A 17,318-nucleotide genomic window follows, 5' to 3' on the forward strand; every position below is an offset into this window, starting at 1 on the left:
CGTTTTGAGCAAATAGCGCTGCGTGCCGTGCAAATTACGACTTGCCGCCGCCGCGCAGCAAGTTGATCGGAGCATCCCTAGGTAGAGTTCAAGGTTTTTTACCCTCTCAAGTCAACAGTAATTCTGAATACGTAAGTCGCATTTATAGCCGGTCGAGCAACACGGCCGCCGATTTCAGGCTCCAGGTGGATTTTGAAGAGGCACGCGCAGATGCAAATTTACTTTACTTGAGAGGCGTAGAAGACAGGAAGAAGAAGTTGAGGGTTGCGCAAAAGAAAATTCGTTATGGGGAAGATGTGCAAAGCGATACAAGTTATGACAGTGATGATTCTTATCGTTAAAAGATCAGTGGTGAGTGAAGGTCGCATTGAGTGTCCATGTGTATATCTGTTCGGTTGTCCAGTTATATGATTTGTGATTATGGAAGCTGTTCCAGTCATAGGGAGGGATGATGTTTTTTATCGCTGGGTAAGGTGTTGTTTTCATCATGGTCTGAATCTCTGTTAAAGGGATATGTTCCGCCGTTGTTAAAGTTCCTAGGCTCTGTACGAAAAGTAATGTCGCAAACACCGCATGGCACAGGCCAATGAGACCATCGCCGCAAAATTTTTCGCGGGCTTGTCGAACCGTGTAACGATGCGGCGGTTCTCCTTCAACATTGCCCTTATCGGCCAGTAGCCATCGACAGCGTTTGCGGGGGCGACCGCGCAGGCTTGGGGCATAAGCCCTATCCAGCAGCGGTTGATCATTGGCGATATCGCTGGCCTGCCCGCATGAAAGTAGAAAGCGCAGGGGGACGCCATTGGCATCACACAGCATGTGAATTTGGTTGTCAGTCCACCACGGCTGCGTCGCGGAGTTCGTACCGTTTGGCCATCGTGGGCTCCTGCCTTTGATGGTCGCAGATTTTACGGAATCTCAACGCCCGTGGAATTCAAATGGGTTTTAGCTAATTTCGAACAGAGCCTAGGGCAGCCTTTTTACAGCGTACCTCACTCTCTTTCAGTGCACATTTCTCATCTGCACGTTGGGTGAAAAGGTGCCTTCCTGCCTGTTTCACGAACGTGCTACCGATGTGCTCTATACAGCGCCCTTGCTGTATGCCGAAGACAGTAGCGATCTATTAAACCTGATGGCTGCCGACCCGTGTCAGGCTGGGATGTTTCCAGCGCCCACCTGACATAACTGCCAGTAGTCAACGTGGGCGAGCGAGCGCAAGCTGATGGTCTCCCTGAGCCGAGTCTAAGCCCATGGCAACCTACCATTACCACTACGACCCCCTCGACCGCCTGATCCAAACGGCGGGTATTCAACGCTTCTACAATCAATCGCGAATGACGACGGAGATTGAGGGCACGCAGCGTTATAGCGTGTTCCAACAGGACGGTCAGTTATTGGCGCAACGGCGACGTGACAGTACGAGCGATGAATGCAGCTTATTGGGCACAGATTTACAGCAGTCGGTGTTGCACGTTGTGGGTGCCGATAAACATCACTCGATGGCTTATAACGCTTACGGCCATCGCCCGGTAGAAAGTGGCTTGATTAGTTTATTGGGGTTTAATGGTGAGCGTGCTGATCCCGTGACCGGGCATTATTTATTGGGTAATGGGTATAGGGCCTTTAATCCGGTATTGATGCGCTTTAATAGCCCGGACAGTTGGAGCCCATTTGGAAGAGGCGGGATTAATAGTTACGGGTATTGTGGGGGGGAACCCATTAATAGAGTAGATCGTAATGGGCATTTTTTTGGCTTGGGTTCCCTGATTAAAAACCTGACGTTTGCCCTGGACAAGAGGGTTTTCAGGATAATGGGAGCTAAAGTGAAACGGGCTTTTAATGTGCAGAAGTTAGCCGAGGGAATGTATCAGTATGAATATCCGTCTAAGCGGGGCGCTACGTTGGTAGTACAAGCGCATGGGGATAAACTTCCGAACGGTGATACAGCTATGTTTTCAGGTAAGAACCATTTCGGTGCTGAGGATCTGGTTAGGAAGTTGGAGGGACGTGGAGTTGATTTTCGGAATTTCGATGAGGTTGAGTTGATAAGTTGTCACTTGGCGGAGGGTGCATTTCCTCAGCAAATGGCTAATTTAACAGGGCTGCCTGTCAAAGCTTACAAAGGCATGATCTGGTCTTCAGATGTTGGTCTAGCTTTAAAAAGTGCGGGCTTTAAAGGCGATGTCGGCTCGAAAATCACGGTCAACCGTGTTAAGAAAGCTGGCTTGATTACACTCGTACCTGAAAGTGAGCTGACTTATCACCGCGAAGTGTTCTTTCCCCAAGCATCTGCCTCTTCACGAATACGCGACTCTTGAGCCGCAGGGGAGCGTTGTGCATGGTTTAAGCGCACCCCGCCCTGTTTAAGCGCACATGCCTCACCTGCATTTTGGATGGCAGGGCTTGGTCTTTGGTGTTTCCCGCAAGTGCTACCGATTTGCTCAAGACCACAGTTCGCGTCGCGCGGCGTCTGTTCACCCCGTTTGCGTCACCGCCCACCCAGCCCCGTTGCGACGTCGTTTTCAGGCTTTATTGAATGCCCATTCAAGTTTAGGCATGGCATTTGCGTTGTCTTCGCCAAGCCCCCAGCCAAGTGGGCAATAACAAGAGCCTGCGCCTGGGCCATTCTCTGCATTGTGTGAGGAGATACTGCGATGACGTCGTTCAACTCCGGGGCTCAACCCCAGAACCGTGCGCCTCAATCCATCGGCTTTTTGCTGCTGGACAATTTCACGCTCATTTCCCTGGCCTCCGCGATAGAGCCCTTGCGCATGGCCAATCAGTTATCGGGCCGCGAGTTGTACCGCTGGTCCACGCTCACTGCCGATGGCAGTCAGGTGTGGGCCAGTGACGGCCTGCAGGTGACCCCCGATGCCAGCATGCACAAGGCCCCGGCGCTGGACATGGTGATTGTGTGCGGCGGTATCGGTATTCAACGCACTGTTACCCGCGAACACGTTTCATGGCTGCAAGGCCAGGCGCGTCAATCCCGCCGTTTGGGCGCGGTGTGCACCGGCAGTTGGGCCCTGGCGTATGCCGGTTTGCTCGACGGTTTTGATTGCAGCGTGCACTGGGAGTGCCTGGCGTCCATGCAGGAAGCCTTCCCGCGGGTGTCGATGAGCACCCGTTTGTTCACCCTGGACCGTTGCCGGTTTACCAGCTCGGGCGGGACGGCGCCGCTGGACATGATGCTGCACTTGATCAGCCGCGATCATGGGCGCGAGTTGTCAGCGGCGATTTCCGAGATGTTTGTGTACGAGCGTATTCGTAACGAGCAAGACCATCAGCGCGTGCCGCTCAAGCACATGCTCGGCACCAATCAGCCCAAATTGCAGGAAATCGTGGCGTTGATGGAGGCCAACCTTGAGGAGCCCATCGACCTTGACGAGCTGGCTGAGTACGTGACCGTGTCTCGCCGCCAACTGGAGCGGTTGTTCCAGAAATACCTGCACTGCTCGCCGTCGCGTTATTACCTCAAACTGCGGCTGGTGCGGGCCCGGCAACTGCTCAAGCAAACGCCGATGTCGATTATCGAAGTGGCGGCAGTGTGCGGGTTTGTGTCGACGCCGCACTTTTCGAAATGTTACCGCGAGTATTTTGGCATCCCGCCACGCGACGAGCGCGTTGGCTCTAATACGGCGCAACAGACCACGCTGGTGCCGATCCCGCAGTCGTTGCTGCTCAGCCCGCTGGCGGGGCCGATGTCGGCGTTGAATCAGGCGCGCAACGAATCGACCTTCGCCAGTGTGAGGGTGTAGCGCACAGGTCGAACCCGGCGGCGATCAGGTGCGTTTGAAGCGCACCAGCCCCGGTAGCAGTTGTTGGTCGATGGCCTGGCGCACCGCTGGCAAGAGTGTGGCGTTGCCGGTGTAGAGCTTTTCGACCATCTGCTTGAGTGCCTGCGCGCCGGTTTCACTCAAACCGCACATTGCGCTGTTGCAGGCGTGTTCCGCGCTGCCCGACACCTCAAACCCCAGCGAGCGCAGCTGGTTGACCAGGTCCACTTCATCAATCAAGTCCGCGTGCATCATGTTTTTATCCTTCTGCGAGGCATGAACGTGAAGGGATTCTGGTCGCGCCTTAAGCGATGGGCAAGCGCACGCTGACTGGATGTCTGATTTGCCTAAAAGCAGGTCGTTTTCAGGCCTTCAACAAGGCGGCGCACGCCGTTTTGTAAGCGTCATGTTGATATTTGTTGAGCGACGCAGGCAGTTCGAACGCGTGCTTTTTGAATTGCGCGGTCAAGGTTTGCGGCGAGAGCAATTGCACGTCGCAGTTGTCCAGCAATTGGATGATGCCCTCGATCTTGAACGTGGTCGGGCCACCGGCAAACTCGCCTTTTTTACTGCGTTTTTTGATCGCGATGCGTGTGATGCCGTGGGCGCTGACAAACGCAGCAAGCTGGGCCGCGAAGGCTTTGACCTGAGCGGCGTCTTCATCGTTGTCGAGGGCGATTTTTTTGGTGCTGAGGGGCATGTGTTCCACCCCGTTCTGGCTTTTATGGGCCAAGGCGAAGATGGCTTCGCTGCCTTTGATATCGATGCCGCAAATAGTCATAAGAAACCTGGTCAGTAAACAAAGGAGCAGATGGTCAGAACTGGTAGTTCTGACAGTAGAAACACGGCGGGCGGTCATGGATAAGTGGTGGCTCAGAGCGACGCACTGCATCGCTTGCTCTGATTTAAAGCCCGATTTATGTCTAATTATAGGAAGCATGAATATGAGCACTAAACAATTGTCCGCCCCTCAAGTATTTGCCCCTGCCGGTAGCACACCGCTCACTGAAATTTCGATCTCAACCTACAGAACGGAAGTGATCATAGTTATTAACGGTCTGCCAGGAGGAACGACCGTCACGACGGACTTTAAAGTTAAAGATTTTGGGGCTAAACACGATAAAGGAACTGCTGTGGCTAACCAGCCACTTAGGATTCCCCTGCAAGCAGCATCGTATAAGCTGCATGAGAATAAGGATGCAGAAATAACTTACACGATCGATGGTAGCGGAGACATTTCACCTCCGTTGAAAATCAAGATCGTCAAGTAATAAAGTCAGCATTTAAGGCAAGCCTTCGCACGGTCGCCAAGGCTTGCCTTTTCAGTGTCATGCCCCTCACTCCTGGCCAATCGACTCCAAGAACTCAGAGCGGTCGTCGCTGACGGCTGCAATGCAGTCGTTTTGGGCAATGTTGAACGCCTCGGTGCCGGCCGTGGCAGGGAACACCACGACGGCGCAATCGGCGTCACGCTGGTGCAACCACAGCGACTGGGCGGTTTTGATTTTGCTGGTGATGTTGTTGAGTTGGGTCGGGTTGCTGCCATACAGCGAGGTCATGCGGGCTTGCAGGGCTTCGTAGTTGTCGGTCAGCAACTGCTCGGCGGCGTTGCGGCTGAACACCGAACACGCCAGGGTTTGCCGGTCGTTTTCGACCGCATCACAGGGGTTGTAGTCGGCATCATCGGCCGCGTATACGCCGCTGGTGATCAACGCCAAGGCCAGGAGAATCGATTTCATTGCGCCTTCCTAATCCAGAGTTGGGACCGATTCTGGCTGAACCGACTCTCAAATAACAGTCAGGCAGCATAGGCCATTAAGCGGCGGCTATGCGCTTTGTCGTGGCTTGACGCTTTCTGCAATCGCGCTGTCGCTTTTGCACCCGGCCGTTTTTGACCCCCGGCCTATGCTGGCCCCACAGCGCCGGCAGACGATTCGGCGCCGCAATCGCCACCGAGGGGACGCCTGATGAGCCCAGCCGAGTTGCACGCCGACAGCATCGTTATCGACGGGCTGATCATTGCCAAATGGAACCGCGAACTGTTCGAAGACATGCGCAAGGGCGGCCTGACCGCTGCCAATTGCACGGTGTCGGTGTGGGAGGGGTTTCAGGCCACGATCAATAACATCGTCGCCAGCCAGACACTGATCCGCGAAAACAGTGACCTGGTGATCCCCGTCAAGACCACGGCCGACATTCGCCGGGCGAAAGAGCAGGGCAAGACCGGGATTATTTTTGGCTTCCAGAATGCCCATGCGTTTGAAGACCAATTGGGCTATATCGAGATCTTCAAACAGCTCGGGGTGGGCGTGGTGCAGCTGTGCTACAACACGCAGAACCTGGTGGGCACCGGTTGCTACGAGCGTGACGGCGGGCTCTCGGGTTTCGGTCACGAGGTCGTGGCTGAAATGAACCGCGCCGGGATCATGTGCGACCTGTCCCACGTGGGTGCCAAAACCTCGGAAGAGGTCATCCTCGCCTCCACCAAACCGGTCTGTTACTCGCACTGCTTGCCATCCGGCCTTAAAGAACACCCGCGCAACAAATCCGATGCCGAGCTCACATTCATTGCCGACCATGGGGGCTTTGTCGGCGTGACCATGTTCGCGCCGTTTTTGGCCAAGGGCATCGACTCGACCATCGACGATTACGCCGAGGCCATCGAATACACCCTCAACCTCGTGGGCGAAGACGCCATCGGTATTGGCACCGACTTCACCCAGGGCCACGGGCAGGATTTTTTCGAAATGCTGACCCATGACAAAGGCTACGCACGGCGTCTGACCCGCTTCGGCGAGATCATCAACCCGCTGGGTATCCGTACGGTGGGCGAGTTCCCCAACCTCACTGAAACACTGCTCAAGCGCGGCCACAGCGAGCGCCTGGTGCGCAAGATCATGGGCGAAAACTGGGTCAACGTGCTCAAGGACGTGTGGGGCGAGTGACGACCGCAGGCACGCGCTGCGCTCATTTGCGCCAGCGCCAGGCAACTCAGTGAATCAATTTCTGGAGTGGTACCTATGGCTAAAATCGCCCCGCAACTGCCCATCGAAGTCGACAGCGAAACCGGCGTCTGGACCTCCGATGCCTTGCCGATGCTGTATGTGCCGCGGCACTTTTTCGTCAACAACCACCGGGGCATCGAGGACGTGCTGGGGGCCGATGCGTACGCCGAGATCCTCTACAAGGCCGGTTACAAATCTGCCTGGCATTGGTGCGAGAAAGAAGCCGAATGCCACGGCCTTGAAGGTGTTGCGGTGTTCGAACATTACATGAAACGCCTGTCGCAGCGCGGCTGGGGGTTGTTCAACATCCAGGCCATTGACCTCGACGCAGGGACGGCCACGGTGACGCTCGAACACTCGTGCTTCGTGTACGTCTACGGCAAGGTCGGGCGCAAGGTCGACTACATGTTCACCGGCTGGTTTGCGGGGGCGATGGACCAGATTCTGCAAGCCCGTGGCAGCCCGTTGCGCACCGTTGCCGAGCAGGTTTATAGCGGATCGCAAGAAGGCCACGACCACGGCCTGTTTACCGTCAAGCCGTTGTAAGTCGAGGATCGGGATATGGCGTTTGAAGCGATGTTTGAGCCGATTCAAATCGGTAAATTGACCATCCGTAACCGTGTGCTCAGCACGGCCCATGCCGAGGTGTATGCCACCGACGGCGGCATGACCACCGAGCGCTACGTGCAGTACTACGAAGAAAAGGCCAAGGGCGGCATCGGGCTGGCCATTTGTGGCGGCTCATCGGTGGTGGCCATCGACAGCCCTCAAGAGTGGTGGAGTTCGGTCAACCTGAGCACCGACCGCATCATCCCGCATTTCCAGAACCTGGCCGATGCGATGCACAAGCACGGCGCCAAAATCATGATTCAGATTACCCACATGGGCCGTCGCTCGCGTTGGGACGGCTTCAACTGGCCTACCCTGATGTCGCCGTCGGGCGTGCGCGAGCCCGTGCACCGCGCCACCTGCAAAACCATCGAGCCCGAAGAGATCTGGCGCATCATCGGCAATTACGCCAGCGCTGCGGGCCGCGCCAAGGCGGGGGGGCTGGATGGCGTGGAACTGTCGGCGGTGCACCAGCACATGATCGACCAGTTCTGGAGCCCGCGCGTGAACAAGCGCACTGACGAGTGGGGGGGCAGTTTTGAAAACCGCATGCGTTTTGGCCTGGAAGTGCTCAAAGCGGTACGTGCCCAAGTCGGCCCGGATTTCTGCGTAGGCATTCGCCTGTGCGGCGACGAGTTTCACCCCGATGGCCTGAGCCACGAGGACATGAAGCAGATTGCCAAGTATTACGACGACACCGGCATGCTCGACTTCATCGGCGTGGTCGGCTCGGGCTGCGACACCCACAACACACTGGCCAACGTCATCCCGAACATGAGCTACCCGCCGGAGCCGTTCCTGCACTTGGCGGCAGGCATTAAGGAAGTGGTCAAGGCGCCGGTGCTGCACGCTCAAAACATCAAAGACCCGACCCAGGCCACGCGCATTCTGGAAGGCGGTTATGTGGACATGGTCGGCATGACCCGTGCCCACATCGCTGACCCGCACCTGATCGCGAAAATCAAAATGGGCCAAGTCGATCAGATCAAACAATGCGTGGGCGCCAACTATTGCATCGACCGTCAGTATCAGGGGCTGGACGTGCTGTGCATTCAGAACGCCGCCACCTCCCGCGAATACATGGGCGTGCCACACATCATTCAGAAGTCCACCGGTCCCCTACGCAACGTGGTGATCGTGGGTGCGGGCCCTGCGGGCATGGAAGCGGCGCGTGTCGCGGCCGAGCGCGGGCACAACGTGACCCTGTTTGAAAAGCGCGAGGCCATGGGCGGGCAAATCAGCCTGGCCGCCAAAGCCCCGCAGCGGGACCAGATGGCGGGCATCACGCGTTGGTTTCAGTTGGAACTGGCGCGCCTGAACGTTGATGTGCGGCTGGGAACAGCGGCCGATGAGGCAACGATTTTAGACCTGCGCCCCGACATCGTGGTGCTGGCCGTGGGCGGGCACGCCTATGTGGAACAGAACGAACAGTGGGGCGCCGCCCAAGGGCTGGTAGTCAGCAGTTGGGACATCCTTGATGGCAAGGTGGCGCCGGGCAAAAACGTGCTGGTGTACGACACCATTTGCGAATTCACGGGCATGTCCGTGGCCGACTTTCTGGCCGAGAAAGGCGCGCAGGTCGAGATCGTCACCGACGACATCAAACCCGGCGTGGCCATCGGCGGCACCTCCTTCCCGATCTATTACCGCAGCCTGTATCCCAAAGAAGTGATCATGACAGGCGACATGATGCTCGAGCAGGTGTACCGCGAAGGCGACAAGCTGATAGCCGTGCTGGAAAACGAATACACCGGGGCCAGGGAAGAGCGCGTGTTGGACCAAGTGGTGGTGGAAAACGGCGTGCGCCCGGACGAAGCGCTGTATTACGCACTCAAGCCCGGGTCGCGTAATAAAGGGCAGATTGACGTTGACGCATTGTTCGCGATCCAGCCCCAGCCGTGCCTGAGCGAGGCGGGTGACGGGTACAGGTTGTTCCGCATTGGCGACTGTGTGGCGCAGCGCAATGTGCATGCGGCGATCTATGACGCGCTCAGGTTGTGCAAGGACTTCTGAAGGGGCACCCGGCCCGCTTCTGCCATCGGGAAAGGGCCGGGTTAAAGCATGTGTTTAAACCGAATGTTGATGGGAGCCACCCATGCTGAACATCCTTGTTCCCCTCCTGATAGTGGCGGCACTGTGCCTGGCCCTTCTCGGCGCGCGACGGCGAATCAACCTCTGGCGTCAAGGCCGCCCCTCCCGCGTTGACCTGCCTGGCGGCTTGCTGGCCATGCCCAAGCGCTACATGAATGACCTGCACCACGTCGTGGCCCGCGACAAGTACATGGCCAACACCCACGTCGCCACGGCGGGCGGTTTTGTGCTGGCGGCCGTGTTGGCAATTCTGGTTCATGGGGTGGGCGTGCATCAGCGTGTCCTCGCCTATGCCCTGCTGGGTGCCACGGCCCTCATGTTTGTGGGGGCGCTGTTTGTCTTCAAGCGTCGCCTCAACCCGCCGAGCCGTCTGTCCAAGGGCCCGTGGATGCGCCTGCCGAAAAGTCTGCTGGTATTTGCCGCGAGTTTTTTCACCCTGACCTTGCCCGTGGCGGGTGTTGTGCCCGAAGGCGCCGGCGGCTGGATGCTGGCGGCGCTTTTGTGTGTGGGCGTGGCGTGGGGCGTGGGCGAATTGTTCTGCGGCATGACGTGGGGCGGGCCGATGAAGCATGCGTTTGCCGGGGCATTGCACCTGGCGTGGCACGGGCGCCCCGAGCGATTTGGCGGCGGGCGTTCCACCGGTTTGAAAGCCCTGGACCTGACCGACCGCCGCGCCTCTTTGGGCGTAGAAAAGCCTGCTGACTTCACCTGGAATCAGCTCCTGGGGTTTGACGCCTGCGTGCAATGCGGCAAATGCGAGGCCGCGTGTCCGGCCTTTGCCGCAGGCCAGCCGCTGAACCCGAAAAAGTTGATTCAAGACATGGTGGTGGGCATGGCGGGGGGCACCGATGCTCACTTTGCGGGCAGCCCTTACCCCGGCAAGCCCCTCGGCGTACACGGTGGCAATGCGCATCAGCCCATCGTCAACGGCCTGGTGGACGCTGACACCCTGTGGTCTTGCACCACCTGCCGGGCCTGCGTCGAGGAGTGCCCGATGATGATCGAGCACGTGGACGCCATCATCGACCTGCGACGTTTTCTCACGCTGGAAAAAGGAGCCACACCCAATAAAGGCGCGCAGGTGCTGGACAACCTGATCGCCACGGACAACCCCGGCGGTTTCGCACCGGGCGGGCGCATGCATTGGGCCGCCGATTTGAACCTGCCGCTGATGCGCGACAAGGGGGCGGCACACGTGCTGTTTTGGGTCGGTGACGGCGCGTTCGACATGCGCAACCAGCGCACCCTGCGGGCCTTTGTCGCCGTGCTGAACGCCGCTGGCGTCGATTTCGCGGTGCTGGGGCTTGAAGAGCGCGACAGCGGTGACGTGGCCCGGCGTCTGGGCGATGAAGCCACGTTTCAAACAATGGCCGCGCGCAATATCCAAACCCTGGCGCAGTACACCTTCAGCCGCATCGTCACCTGCGACCCCCACAGCTTTCACGTGTTGAAAAACGAGTACGGCGCCTTGGGCGGTGACTATCAGGTGCAGCATCACAGCACCTACATGGCCGAGTTGATCGCGGGCGGTCGGCTTGAGCTCAAACCGGACACCGGAGGCCGCGTGACCTATCACGACCCGTGTTACCTGGGTCGCTATAACGGCGAGTACGACGCCCCGCGTCAGGTGTTGCGTGCGCTGGGGCTGGAGGTGCAGGAGATGCAACGCTCCGGGTTCCGCTCCCGCTGTTGCGGCGGCGGTGGCGGGGCGCCGATTACCGACATCCCCGGCAAGCAGCGCATCCCTGACATGCGCATGGACGACATCCGAGAAACCGGCGTCGAACGGGTGGCCGTGGGCTGCCCGCAATGCACGGCCATGCTCGAAGGCGTGGTAGCGCCGCGCCCGCAGATCAAAGACCTGGCTGAGCTGGTGGCCGATGCATTGGTGGTATCCGCCACGGCACCCGGCGCCACGAAACACAACATCCCGGAGGTGATCGCATGAGTGACGTGCTTCGTCGTGACCCGCATGCCGAGTGGATCGCCCGCAATCGCCTGCACCCGCTGCATGCCATCTTACAACCCGCCCTTGAGCGCTGGATGGGGCCTAATGGCGTGCTGCGAAAAAACGTCCACGGTGTGGGGTTTATCGGCCCGCAGGGGCTTAAGCGCATTGATCGAAGCGGTGGCCAGCAAGGCGGATCGACCCGGCGTGTGGCCAGTGCGCAGGTTCAACGGCCGCTGCATCAGGTGCCGAGCCCTGCGTTCTACATCGCCGTCGTGCCCGACCTGCCGGGTGGTCGCCTGAGCGCGCATGATCGCGACGTGCTCGGCATGGCTCATGACCTGGCAGGCAGCGAAGGCGCGGTATTGGCCGTGGTATTCGGTGAACACAAGGAGCGTGCTTTTGGTGACGCCGGGGTAGACCGATTACTGGTGCTCGCTCATCAAGGTTATGCACCGGAACAGCAGGTGGTGGAGTTGCAGGCTGTGGATAACCAATTTTCGCCTCGCCATTGGCTGTTGCCCGACAGCCGCGAAGGCGGCGGTGAGCGCGGACGCCGGTTAGCCGCCCGTATCGGCGAGCGGCCAGCCACCCGGGTGTGGCAGCTCAAGGACGGGCTGTGCATCGGCCGCGCGGGCGCAGGCGTGCACGACCTGCAACAACCCGTGCCCCGCGTGATTCTGGCGGCGGCCGAATGCGCCGAGGCGGTGAGCGACACCCGCCACGAAGCCCTGGCGGTCGAGTTATCCACACCCCCTGTCGCCAGCTTGCCGCGAATAGAAGACCTGGGGCCGGTTGACGTGGATCCGGCGGCGATACCGATGGCTGAAGCGCCGTTCATTCTCAGTGGTGGCAATGGGGTTAAAGACTGGGGGCTTTTCCACAGGACCGCTGCGGCATTGGGCGCCACTGAAGGGGCTTCCCGGGTGGCCGTGGACGCGGGCTTCATGGCGCGAGAGCGGCAGGTAGGTGCCAGCGGCACCTGGGTGACGGCCCGCGTGTATGTGGCGGTCGGGATCAGTGGTGCCATTCAGCACCTGCAAGGCATGGGCGCCTGCGACAAAGTCGTGGCGATCAACCTCGACCCCGCCTGCGACATGATTAAACGCGCCGACCTCTCGGTGATTGGGGATGCGGCCGCGATGCTTGAGGCGTTGATTGCCGCTGTGGATAAGTGGCGGCAGACGCATGCGCGTGATGCGGCGTAAGCGCACCCTGACCCCAACCCTCTGCCGGAGGAGGTGGGGCTTTGATTTGGAGAGTGATTGATGAGCATCCCCACCGTTGTATTGGTGTCAATCGGGATACACCCTGCGTCACAGCGCGCCCGCCGTGCCGAACAGGATGCCCGCGCCGTTGAAATGGGCCTGCAACTGGCCGGGGATAACGTGCATGTCCTGCACGCCGGCAACCCCCATGAGCCCGCATTGCGTGCCTACCTGGGCATGGGGCTGGCGCAACTGCATGTATTGGAGCAATCCCCACACGCCGATGCCGTGCCCGTGCTGCGCGATTATCTGCGGGAAGCGGGTGTGCAACTGGTTCTTGCCGGCAACCAGGCAGAAACCGGCGAGGGTTCCGGCATGCTCCCGTACCTGCTGGCCGAGCAACTGGGCTGGCCTCTGGTGGCCGGGGTGGCGCAGATCGAATCTATCCACAATGGCGTGGCCAGCGTGTTGCAAGCCTTGCCCCGTGGGCAGCGCCGCCGCCTGGCAGTGCGGTTGCCCTTTATGGCCACTGTGGATAACACCGCCCCCAGTGGTCGCCAAAGTGCTTACGGCCCGGCCACACGGGGTGAAATCCAGGCTCAAGTGGTAGAAGGCGTTGACGATCAGTTATCCACAACAGCCACGTTATCCCCTGCCAAGCCCCGGCCCAAGCGCCTCAAGGTCATCAAGGCCAAAAGCGGCGCCGACCGAATGAAAGCCGCGACAGCCAAGGCCGCAGGCGGCAGCGGGCGCGTCCTCACAGGGGTGAGCGCTGAAGAAGGCGCGCAGGCGATTTTGACCTTGCTGATCGAAGAAGGCGTGGTGCGCTAAGACTTGCCCACAAAGTCTGTTAGCGCTTATGTGGATAACGTGTTCGCTATCCTCTGTAAGCCGTATAAAACGTGGCATGCAGGGTTTTGGTTAAAAAACAGCCAACTGCCTCTTTTATCAACCTGTCCGATGCTAACGCCTTGAATATGGGCGGTTTCAAGGGCTTTTCCACAACCCAGGCCACAGTGCATAAGTTGCGCACAATCTCTGTTGGCGGATGTGTGGATAAGGTGTTCTCTTTACGCTACAAGCCACGCAGAATAAGGCTTCCAATGGTTTGTACGAAAATTGACCAATCGGCTGGTTTAGCCCTGTTTATCCACTTACCCACCATTGCTGTGGGTGTGCCTGTGGATAAGGTGTTCGTGAAGCGCTGTAGCCCTTTGTACGCGGGCTGTGGGTACGGCTGGTTAAAATTTGACCGCCCCTTCTGAAATATCCCGTTATACATTGAGCGCTACCGCTGGTTGAGGCGCGCCGGGTAGCAGGTCTACAAAGCGTGCTCCTTTCAGGCGTGAGGCCTACCCACATGACTGTTGTATTTCGACCGGCTCGACATGACGACGCGCACGAGATTGCACGTTTCTTCCAGATAACCTCCGAAGGGGGCGCGGATTACATCTGGAGCCTGATCGCAGAGCCGGGGGCGGACTTGCTAGCGGTGGGGACGGCTCGTTATGCGCGTGAGGGGGTGAACTTTTCGTATGAGAACTGCCTAATCGCGGAACATCAGGGGCGCGTGATCGGCATGATGCACAGCTACGTGATGCGCCACGACCCGCACGCCGAGCCGGTGACAGACCCCGTGCTGGCGCCTTATGCCGACATGGAAATACCGGACACGCTCTATATCTCAAGCCTGGGGCTGGACGAAGGCTGGCGTAACAAGGGGTTGGGGGCGAACTTTCTTCAAGCGGCTCAAGCGCGGTGCGATGAGCTGGGGCTGGCGGGCTTGAGCCTGATCAGTTACGCCGTCAATACCGGGGCGCTCCGATTTTATGAGCACCACGGTTTTCACACCGTTAAATCTTGCCAGGTAACGCCTCACCCGCTGATTCGGGTAACAGGAGAGGCGTATCTGATGAGCAGGCCGGTTGCCGGGGCGTCCAGCCGGTAGCCTCGGCGGCTGGTACGCACAGGCTGTCGACGGGGCGCGTTATTGCACGTTCACCTCTTTGAGGTACGGCGCGGGGGCGGCCCCGAGGTTGTGGAGCATCCGTTCGCTGTACCAGTCCACAAAGTTGATCACGCCAAATTCGTACGTTTTGGAATACGGCCCCGGTTGGTAAGCGGTGGAATTGATCCCGCGCTGATTTTCTTCGGCCAGTCGCCTGTCCTGGTCGTTGGTGGCGTCCCACACCTTGCGCATGCGCTCCACGTCGTAGTCCACGCCTTCTACTGCATCTTTGTGCACCAGCCATTTGGTCGTGACCACGGTTTCCTGCGCACTGATTGGCCATACAGTGAACACGATGATGTGGTCGCCCATGCAGTGGTTCCACGAATGCGGCAGGTGCAGGATGCGCATTGAACCCAGGTCCGGGTTTTTGATGCGCCCCATGAGTTTTGCACAGCCTTGTTTGCCATCCATCGTCATGGACACCGTGCCCTTGAGCAGCGGCATGCGCACGATGCGGTTGCGCAGGCCAAAACGTTGGTGGGCATGCGGGATGTGCTCGGCCTCCCACGCGGCGGCAGACGCGGCGACGTGATCCTTGAACGCCTGATCGGCACGCGGGTCGGTGACGTCGTCCCATTCCAGCAAGGTTTTGAGCAGCTCCGGGTGCGAGGCATTGCAGTGATAACACTCGCGGTTGTTTTCCAGCACCAGTTTCCAGTTGGCTTTTTCCACCAGCGTGGTCTGGATCGCCACTTTGGTGTTTTCCATGGCGTAGGGTTCCATGTAGTGCTCGAGGGTGGCGAGGAACTCATCAATGGCGGGCGGGTGTTCGGCCAGGCTGATGAAGATGTAACCGCCCGCCGTTTTCACGTTCACCGGTTTGAGGCCGTACTGCTTCATGTCGAAGTCAGCGCCCATCTCCGTGCCGGCAAACAGCAGGCGCCCGTCCAGCTCATACGTCCACTGGTGGTAATGGCACACCAGCTTGGCGACTTTGCCTTTTTCAGTGGTGCACAGCCTGGAACCCCGGTGGCGGCACACGTTGTGAAAAGCATGCACCTGACCTTCTGCGCCGCGTATCACGATGATCGGGTTGTTGCCCACTTGCAGGGTCACAAAGTTGCCCTTGGCCGGGATCTCACAGGTCATGCCTGCGATCAGCCATTCCTTCTGGAAAATTTCCTGCATGTCGAGGGCGAACAAACGCTCGTCGTTGTAGAACGGCTGGGGCAGGGAAAACGTCCGTTCGCGGGTTTGCAACATCTCGGCGGTGGCCTTGCGTGCGGGTTCCAGTGGATCGCCCAGGCTCAGGGTTGCGGTGACGTCCATCGTGTGGTCCTCATGGCCATGGGGTGCGGCCTTCAAGTGGCGGGTCAAGGGTGCGACGCAAGGTGAAGCCAATGGCGCTGAGTGTGCGTTTCAAGCGTCCTGCGGCCCTGTCTGTGAGCGACATGGCCCAACCTGTTCCCGACGCCCGGGCGCCCGTTTCCTGGGGCTGGTCGCGATAAGCATGTGAATGTCGCGAATAGATAAATGGCCGTCACGGCGCATGCGCAGAATCGCCAGCAAGAGGCCGGCAGTCGGCCGTGGAGAAGCGCATGTCCAACAGCTTTCTGAACCCGGTAACCACCCAGACCTGGGCCAACGGTCGCCACACCGTTCGCTGCGTGAAAGTGATTCAGGAAACCTGGGACGTGCGCACGTTCTGTTTTATGGCGGACCAGCCGATCCTGTTCTTTTTCAAGCCGGGGCAGTTCGTGACGCTGGAACTGGACATCGACGGCGAGCAAGTCATGCGCTCGTACACCATCTCCAGTTCGCCGTCGGTGCCGTACAGCTTTTCCGTCACCATCAAGCGCGTGCCGGGCGGGCGGGTTTCCAACTGGCTGCATGACACCTTGCAGCAGGGGCAGGAGCTGGCGGTGCATGGCCCGGTTGGGCTGTTCAACGCCATTGATGCGCCGAGCCCCAAGGTGCTGTACCTCAGCGGTGGCGTGGGCATTACCCCGGTGATGTCGATGGCGCGCTGGTTTTACGACACCAATGCCAATGTCGACATGGTGTTTATCCACAGCGCCCGCTCCCCCAAAGACATCATTTACCACCGCGAGCTGGAGCACATGGCCTCGCGCATTGACAACTTCAGCTTGCACCTGATCTGCGAAAAGCACGGGCTGGGCGAACCCTGGGCGGGGTATCGCGGGTATTTGAATCACAAAATGCTGGAACTCATGGCCCCGGATTTTTTGGAGCGTGAAGTGTTTTGTTGCGGCCCCACGCCGTACATGACAGCGGTCAAACGGTTGCTCGAAGCCAACGGGTTTGACATGAACCGTTACCACGAAGAGTCATTTGGCGCGACGCCGCCGCAGGTGCGGGCCGATGCCGAAGAGCAGGCCGGGCAGGCGGCCGATGCACCCGAACTGGATGCGGCCGAACTGAATCAGGTGGAGTTCACGGCGTCGGGCAAGAGCATCCGCGTGGGCCCGGCAGAAACCGTGCATGCAGCAGCGGCCAAGTTGGGGTTGATGATTCCCAAGGCCTGCGGGATGGGCATTTGCGGAACATGCAAAGTGTTGAAGCTGGGCGGCGAGGTGGAGATGGAGCACAACGGCGGGATTACAGAAGACGATGTGGCCGAAGGCTACATCTTGTCGTGTTGCAGTGTGCCCAAAGGGGATGTGCGGATTGAGTTATAGCGTGAGCGTTTGCCCTTGCCCTTGCCCCGAC

The 17,318-nt window shown here is 59.0% G+C and carries 15 protein-coding genes and 1 pseudogene; 11 read left to right on the forward strand and 5 right to left on the reverse strand.

Going from position 1 to position 17,318, the window contains the following annotated elements; all coding sequences use genetic code 11:
• Positions 1-536: 536 nt before the first annotated feature.
• Positions 537-851, reverse strand: a pseudogene (locus CJF39_RS07020) (IS5/IS1182 family transposase); the annotation flags it as partial.
• Between the two features lie 399 nt (positions 852-1,250).
• On the opposite strand from CJF39_RS07020, the gene CJF39_RS07025 reads away from it, so the two are divergent.
• On the forward strand, positions 1,251-2,318 hold the full coding sequence (locus CJF39_RS07025; protein ID WP_094992753.1) for an RHS repeat-associated core domain-containing protein: 1,068 nt from the start codon (positions 1,251-1,253) through the stop codon (positions 2,316-2,318).
• Between the two features lie 336 nt (positions 2,319-2,654).
• Entirely contained in the window at positions 2,655-3,758 is a 1,104-nt protein-coding gene (locus CJF39_RS07030; RefSeq protein WP_094992754.1) for a GlxA family transcriptional regulator, read from the forward strand.
• A 24-nt stretch (positions 3,759-3,782) separates the two neighbouring features.
• Here CJF39_RS07030 and CJF39_RS07035 read toward each other — a convergent pair whose 3' ends face one another.
• Entirely contained in the window at positions 3,783-4,031 is a 249-nt protein-coding gene (locus CJF39_RS07035) for a hypothetical protein (protein WP_094992755.1), read from the reverse strand.
• A gap of 109 nt (positions 4,032-4,140) precedes the next feature.
• Positions 4,141-4,557 carry a DUF3010 family protein gene (locus CJF39_RS07040; RefSeq protein WP_094992756.1) on the reverse strand — a complete coding sequence of 139 codons (417 nt, stop codon included), beginning with the start codon at positions 4,555-4,557 and terminating at the stop codon, positions 4,141-4,143.
• Positions 4,558-4,720: 163 nt separating this feature from the next.
• Between CJF39_RS07040 and CJF39_RS07045 the strand changes: the two genes are divergently transcribed.
• Positions 4,721-5,047 carry a hypothetical protein gene (locus CJF39_RS07045; RefSeq protein ID WP_094992757.1) on the forward strand — a complete coding sequence of 109 codons (327 nt, stop codon included), beginning with the start codon at positions 4,721-4,723 and terminating at the stop codon, positions 5,045-5,047.
• Positions 5,048-5,113: 66 nt separating this feature from the next.
• On the opposite strand, the gene CJF39_RS07050 is transcribed toward CJF39_RS07045, so the two are convergent.
• A complete protein-coding gene (locus CJF39_RS07050; protein ID WP_070412694.1) occupies positions 5,114-5,515 on the reverse strand; it encodes a lysozyme inhibitor LprI family protein in 402 nt (133 codons plus the stop codon).
• A gap of 228 nt (positions 5,516-5,743) precedes the next feature.
• On the opposite strand from CJF39_RS07050, the gene CJF39_RS07055 reads away from it, so the two are divergent.
• From CJF39_RS07055 to CJF39_RS07085, 7 genes are all read left to right on the forward strand, one after another.
• On the forward strand, positions 5,744-6,721 hold the full coding sequence (locus CJF39_RS07055; RefSeq protein WP_094992758.1) for a dipeptidase: 978 nt from the start codon (positions 5,744-5,746) through the stop codon (positions 6,719-6,721).
• 75 nt (positions 6,722-6,796) lie between these two features.
• Positions 6,797-7,327: a 4-vinyl reductase gene (locus CJF39_RS07060; protein WP_094992759.1), complete on the forward strand. Its 531-nt coding sequence runs from the start codon at positions 6,797-6,799 to the stop codon at positions 7,325-7,327.
• 15 nt (positions 7,328-7,342) lie between these two features.
• Positions 7,343-9,403, forward strand: coding sequence for a dimethylglycine demethylation protein DgcA (dgcA, locus tag CJF39_RS07065; protein WP_094992760.1), 2,061 nt, complete (start codon positions 7,343-7,345; stop codon positions 9,401-9,403).
• Positions 9,404-9,485: 82 nt separating this feature from the next.
• Complete coding sequence (gene dgcB / locus CJF39_RS07070) at positions 9,486-11,429, forward strand: dimethylglycine demethylation protein DgcB (RefSeq protein ID WP_094992761.1); 1,944 nt, start codon at positions 9,486-9,488, stop codon at positions 11,427-11,429.
• Positions 11,426-12,637 carry an electron transfer flavoprotein subunit alpha/FixB family protein gene (locus CJF39_RS07075; RefSeq protein WP_094992762.1) on the forward strand — a complete coding sequence of 404 codons (1,212 nt, stop codon included), beginning with the start codon at positions 11,426-11,428 and terminating at the stop codon, positions 12,635-12,637. Before dgcB ends, CJF39_RS07075 begins: the two co-directional genes overlap by 4 nt.
• Positions 12,638-12,697: 60 nt before the next feature.
• Positions 12,698-13,468, forward strand: a complete 771-nt coding sequence (locus tag CJF39_RS07080) for an electron transfer flavoprotein subunit beta (RefSeq protein ID WP_094992763.1) — start codon at positions 12,698-12,700, stop codon at positions 13,466-13,468.
• A 529-nt stretch (positions 13,469-13,997) separates the two neighbouring features.
• Positions 13,998-14,585, forward strand: a complete 588-nt coding sequence (locus CJF39_RS07085) for a GNAT family N-acetyltransferase (RefSeq protein ID WP_094992764.1) — start codon at positions 13,998-14,000, stop codon at positions 14,583-14,585.
• 39 nt (positions 14,586-14,624) lie between these two features.
• On the opposite strand, the gene gbcA is transcribed toward CJF39_RS07085, so the two are convergent.
• The gene (gene gbcA, locus CJF39_RS07090; protein WP_094992765.1) at positions 14,625-15,917 is read right to left on the reverse strand and encodes a glycine-betaine demethylase subunit GbcA; all 1,293 of its coding nucleotides are present in this window, start codon (positions 15,915-15,917) and stop codon (positions 14,625-14,627) included.
• 269 nt (positions 15,918-16,186) lie between these two features.
• On the opposite strand from gbcA, the gene gbcB reads away from it, so the two are divergent.
• Positions 16,187-17,287 carry a glycine-betaine demethylase subunit GbcB gene (gbcB, locus tag CJF39_RS07095; RefSeq protein WP_094992766.1) on the forward strand — a complete coding sequence of 367 codons (1,101 nt, stop codon included), beginning with the start codon at positions 16,187-16,189 and terminating at the stop codon, positions 17,285-17,287.
• Positions 17,288-17,318 lie beyond the last annotated feature (31 nt).

It is taken from the genome of Pseudomonas lundensis, assembly GCF_002269125.1.
Lineage (GTDB): Bacteria > Pseudomonadota > Gammaproteobacteria > Pseudomonadales > Pseudomonadaceae > Aquipseudomonas > Aquipseudomonas lundensis_A.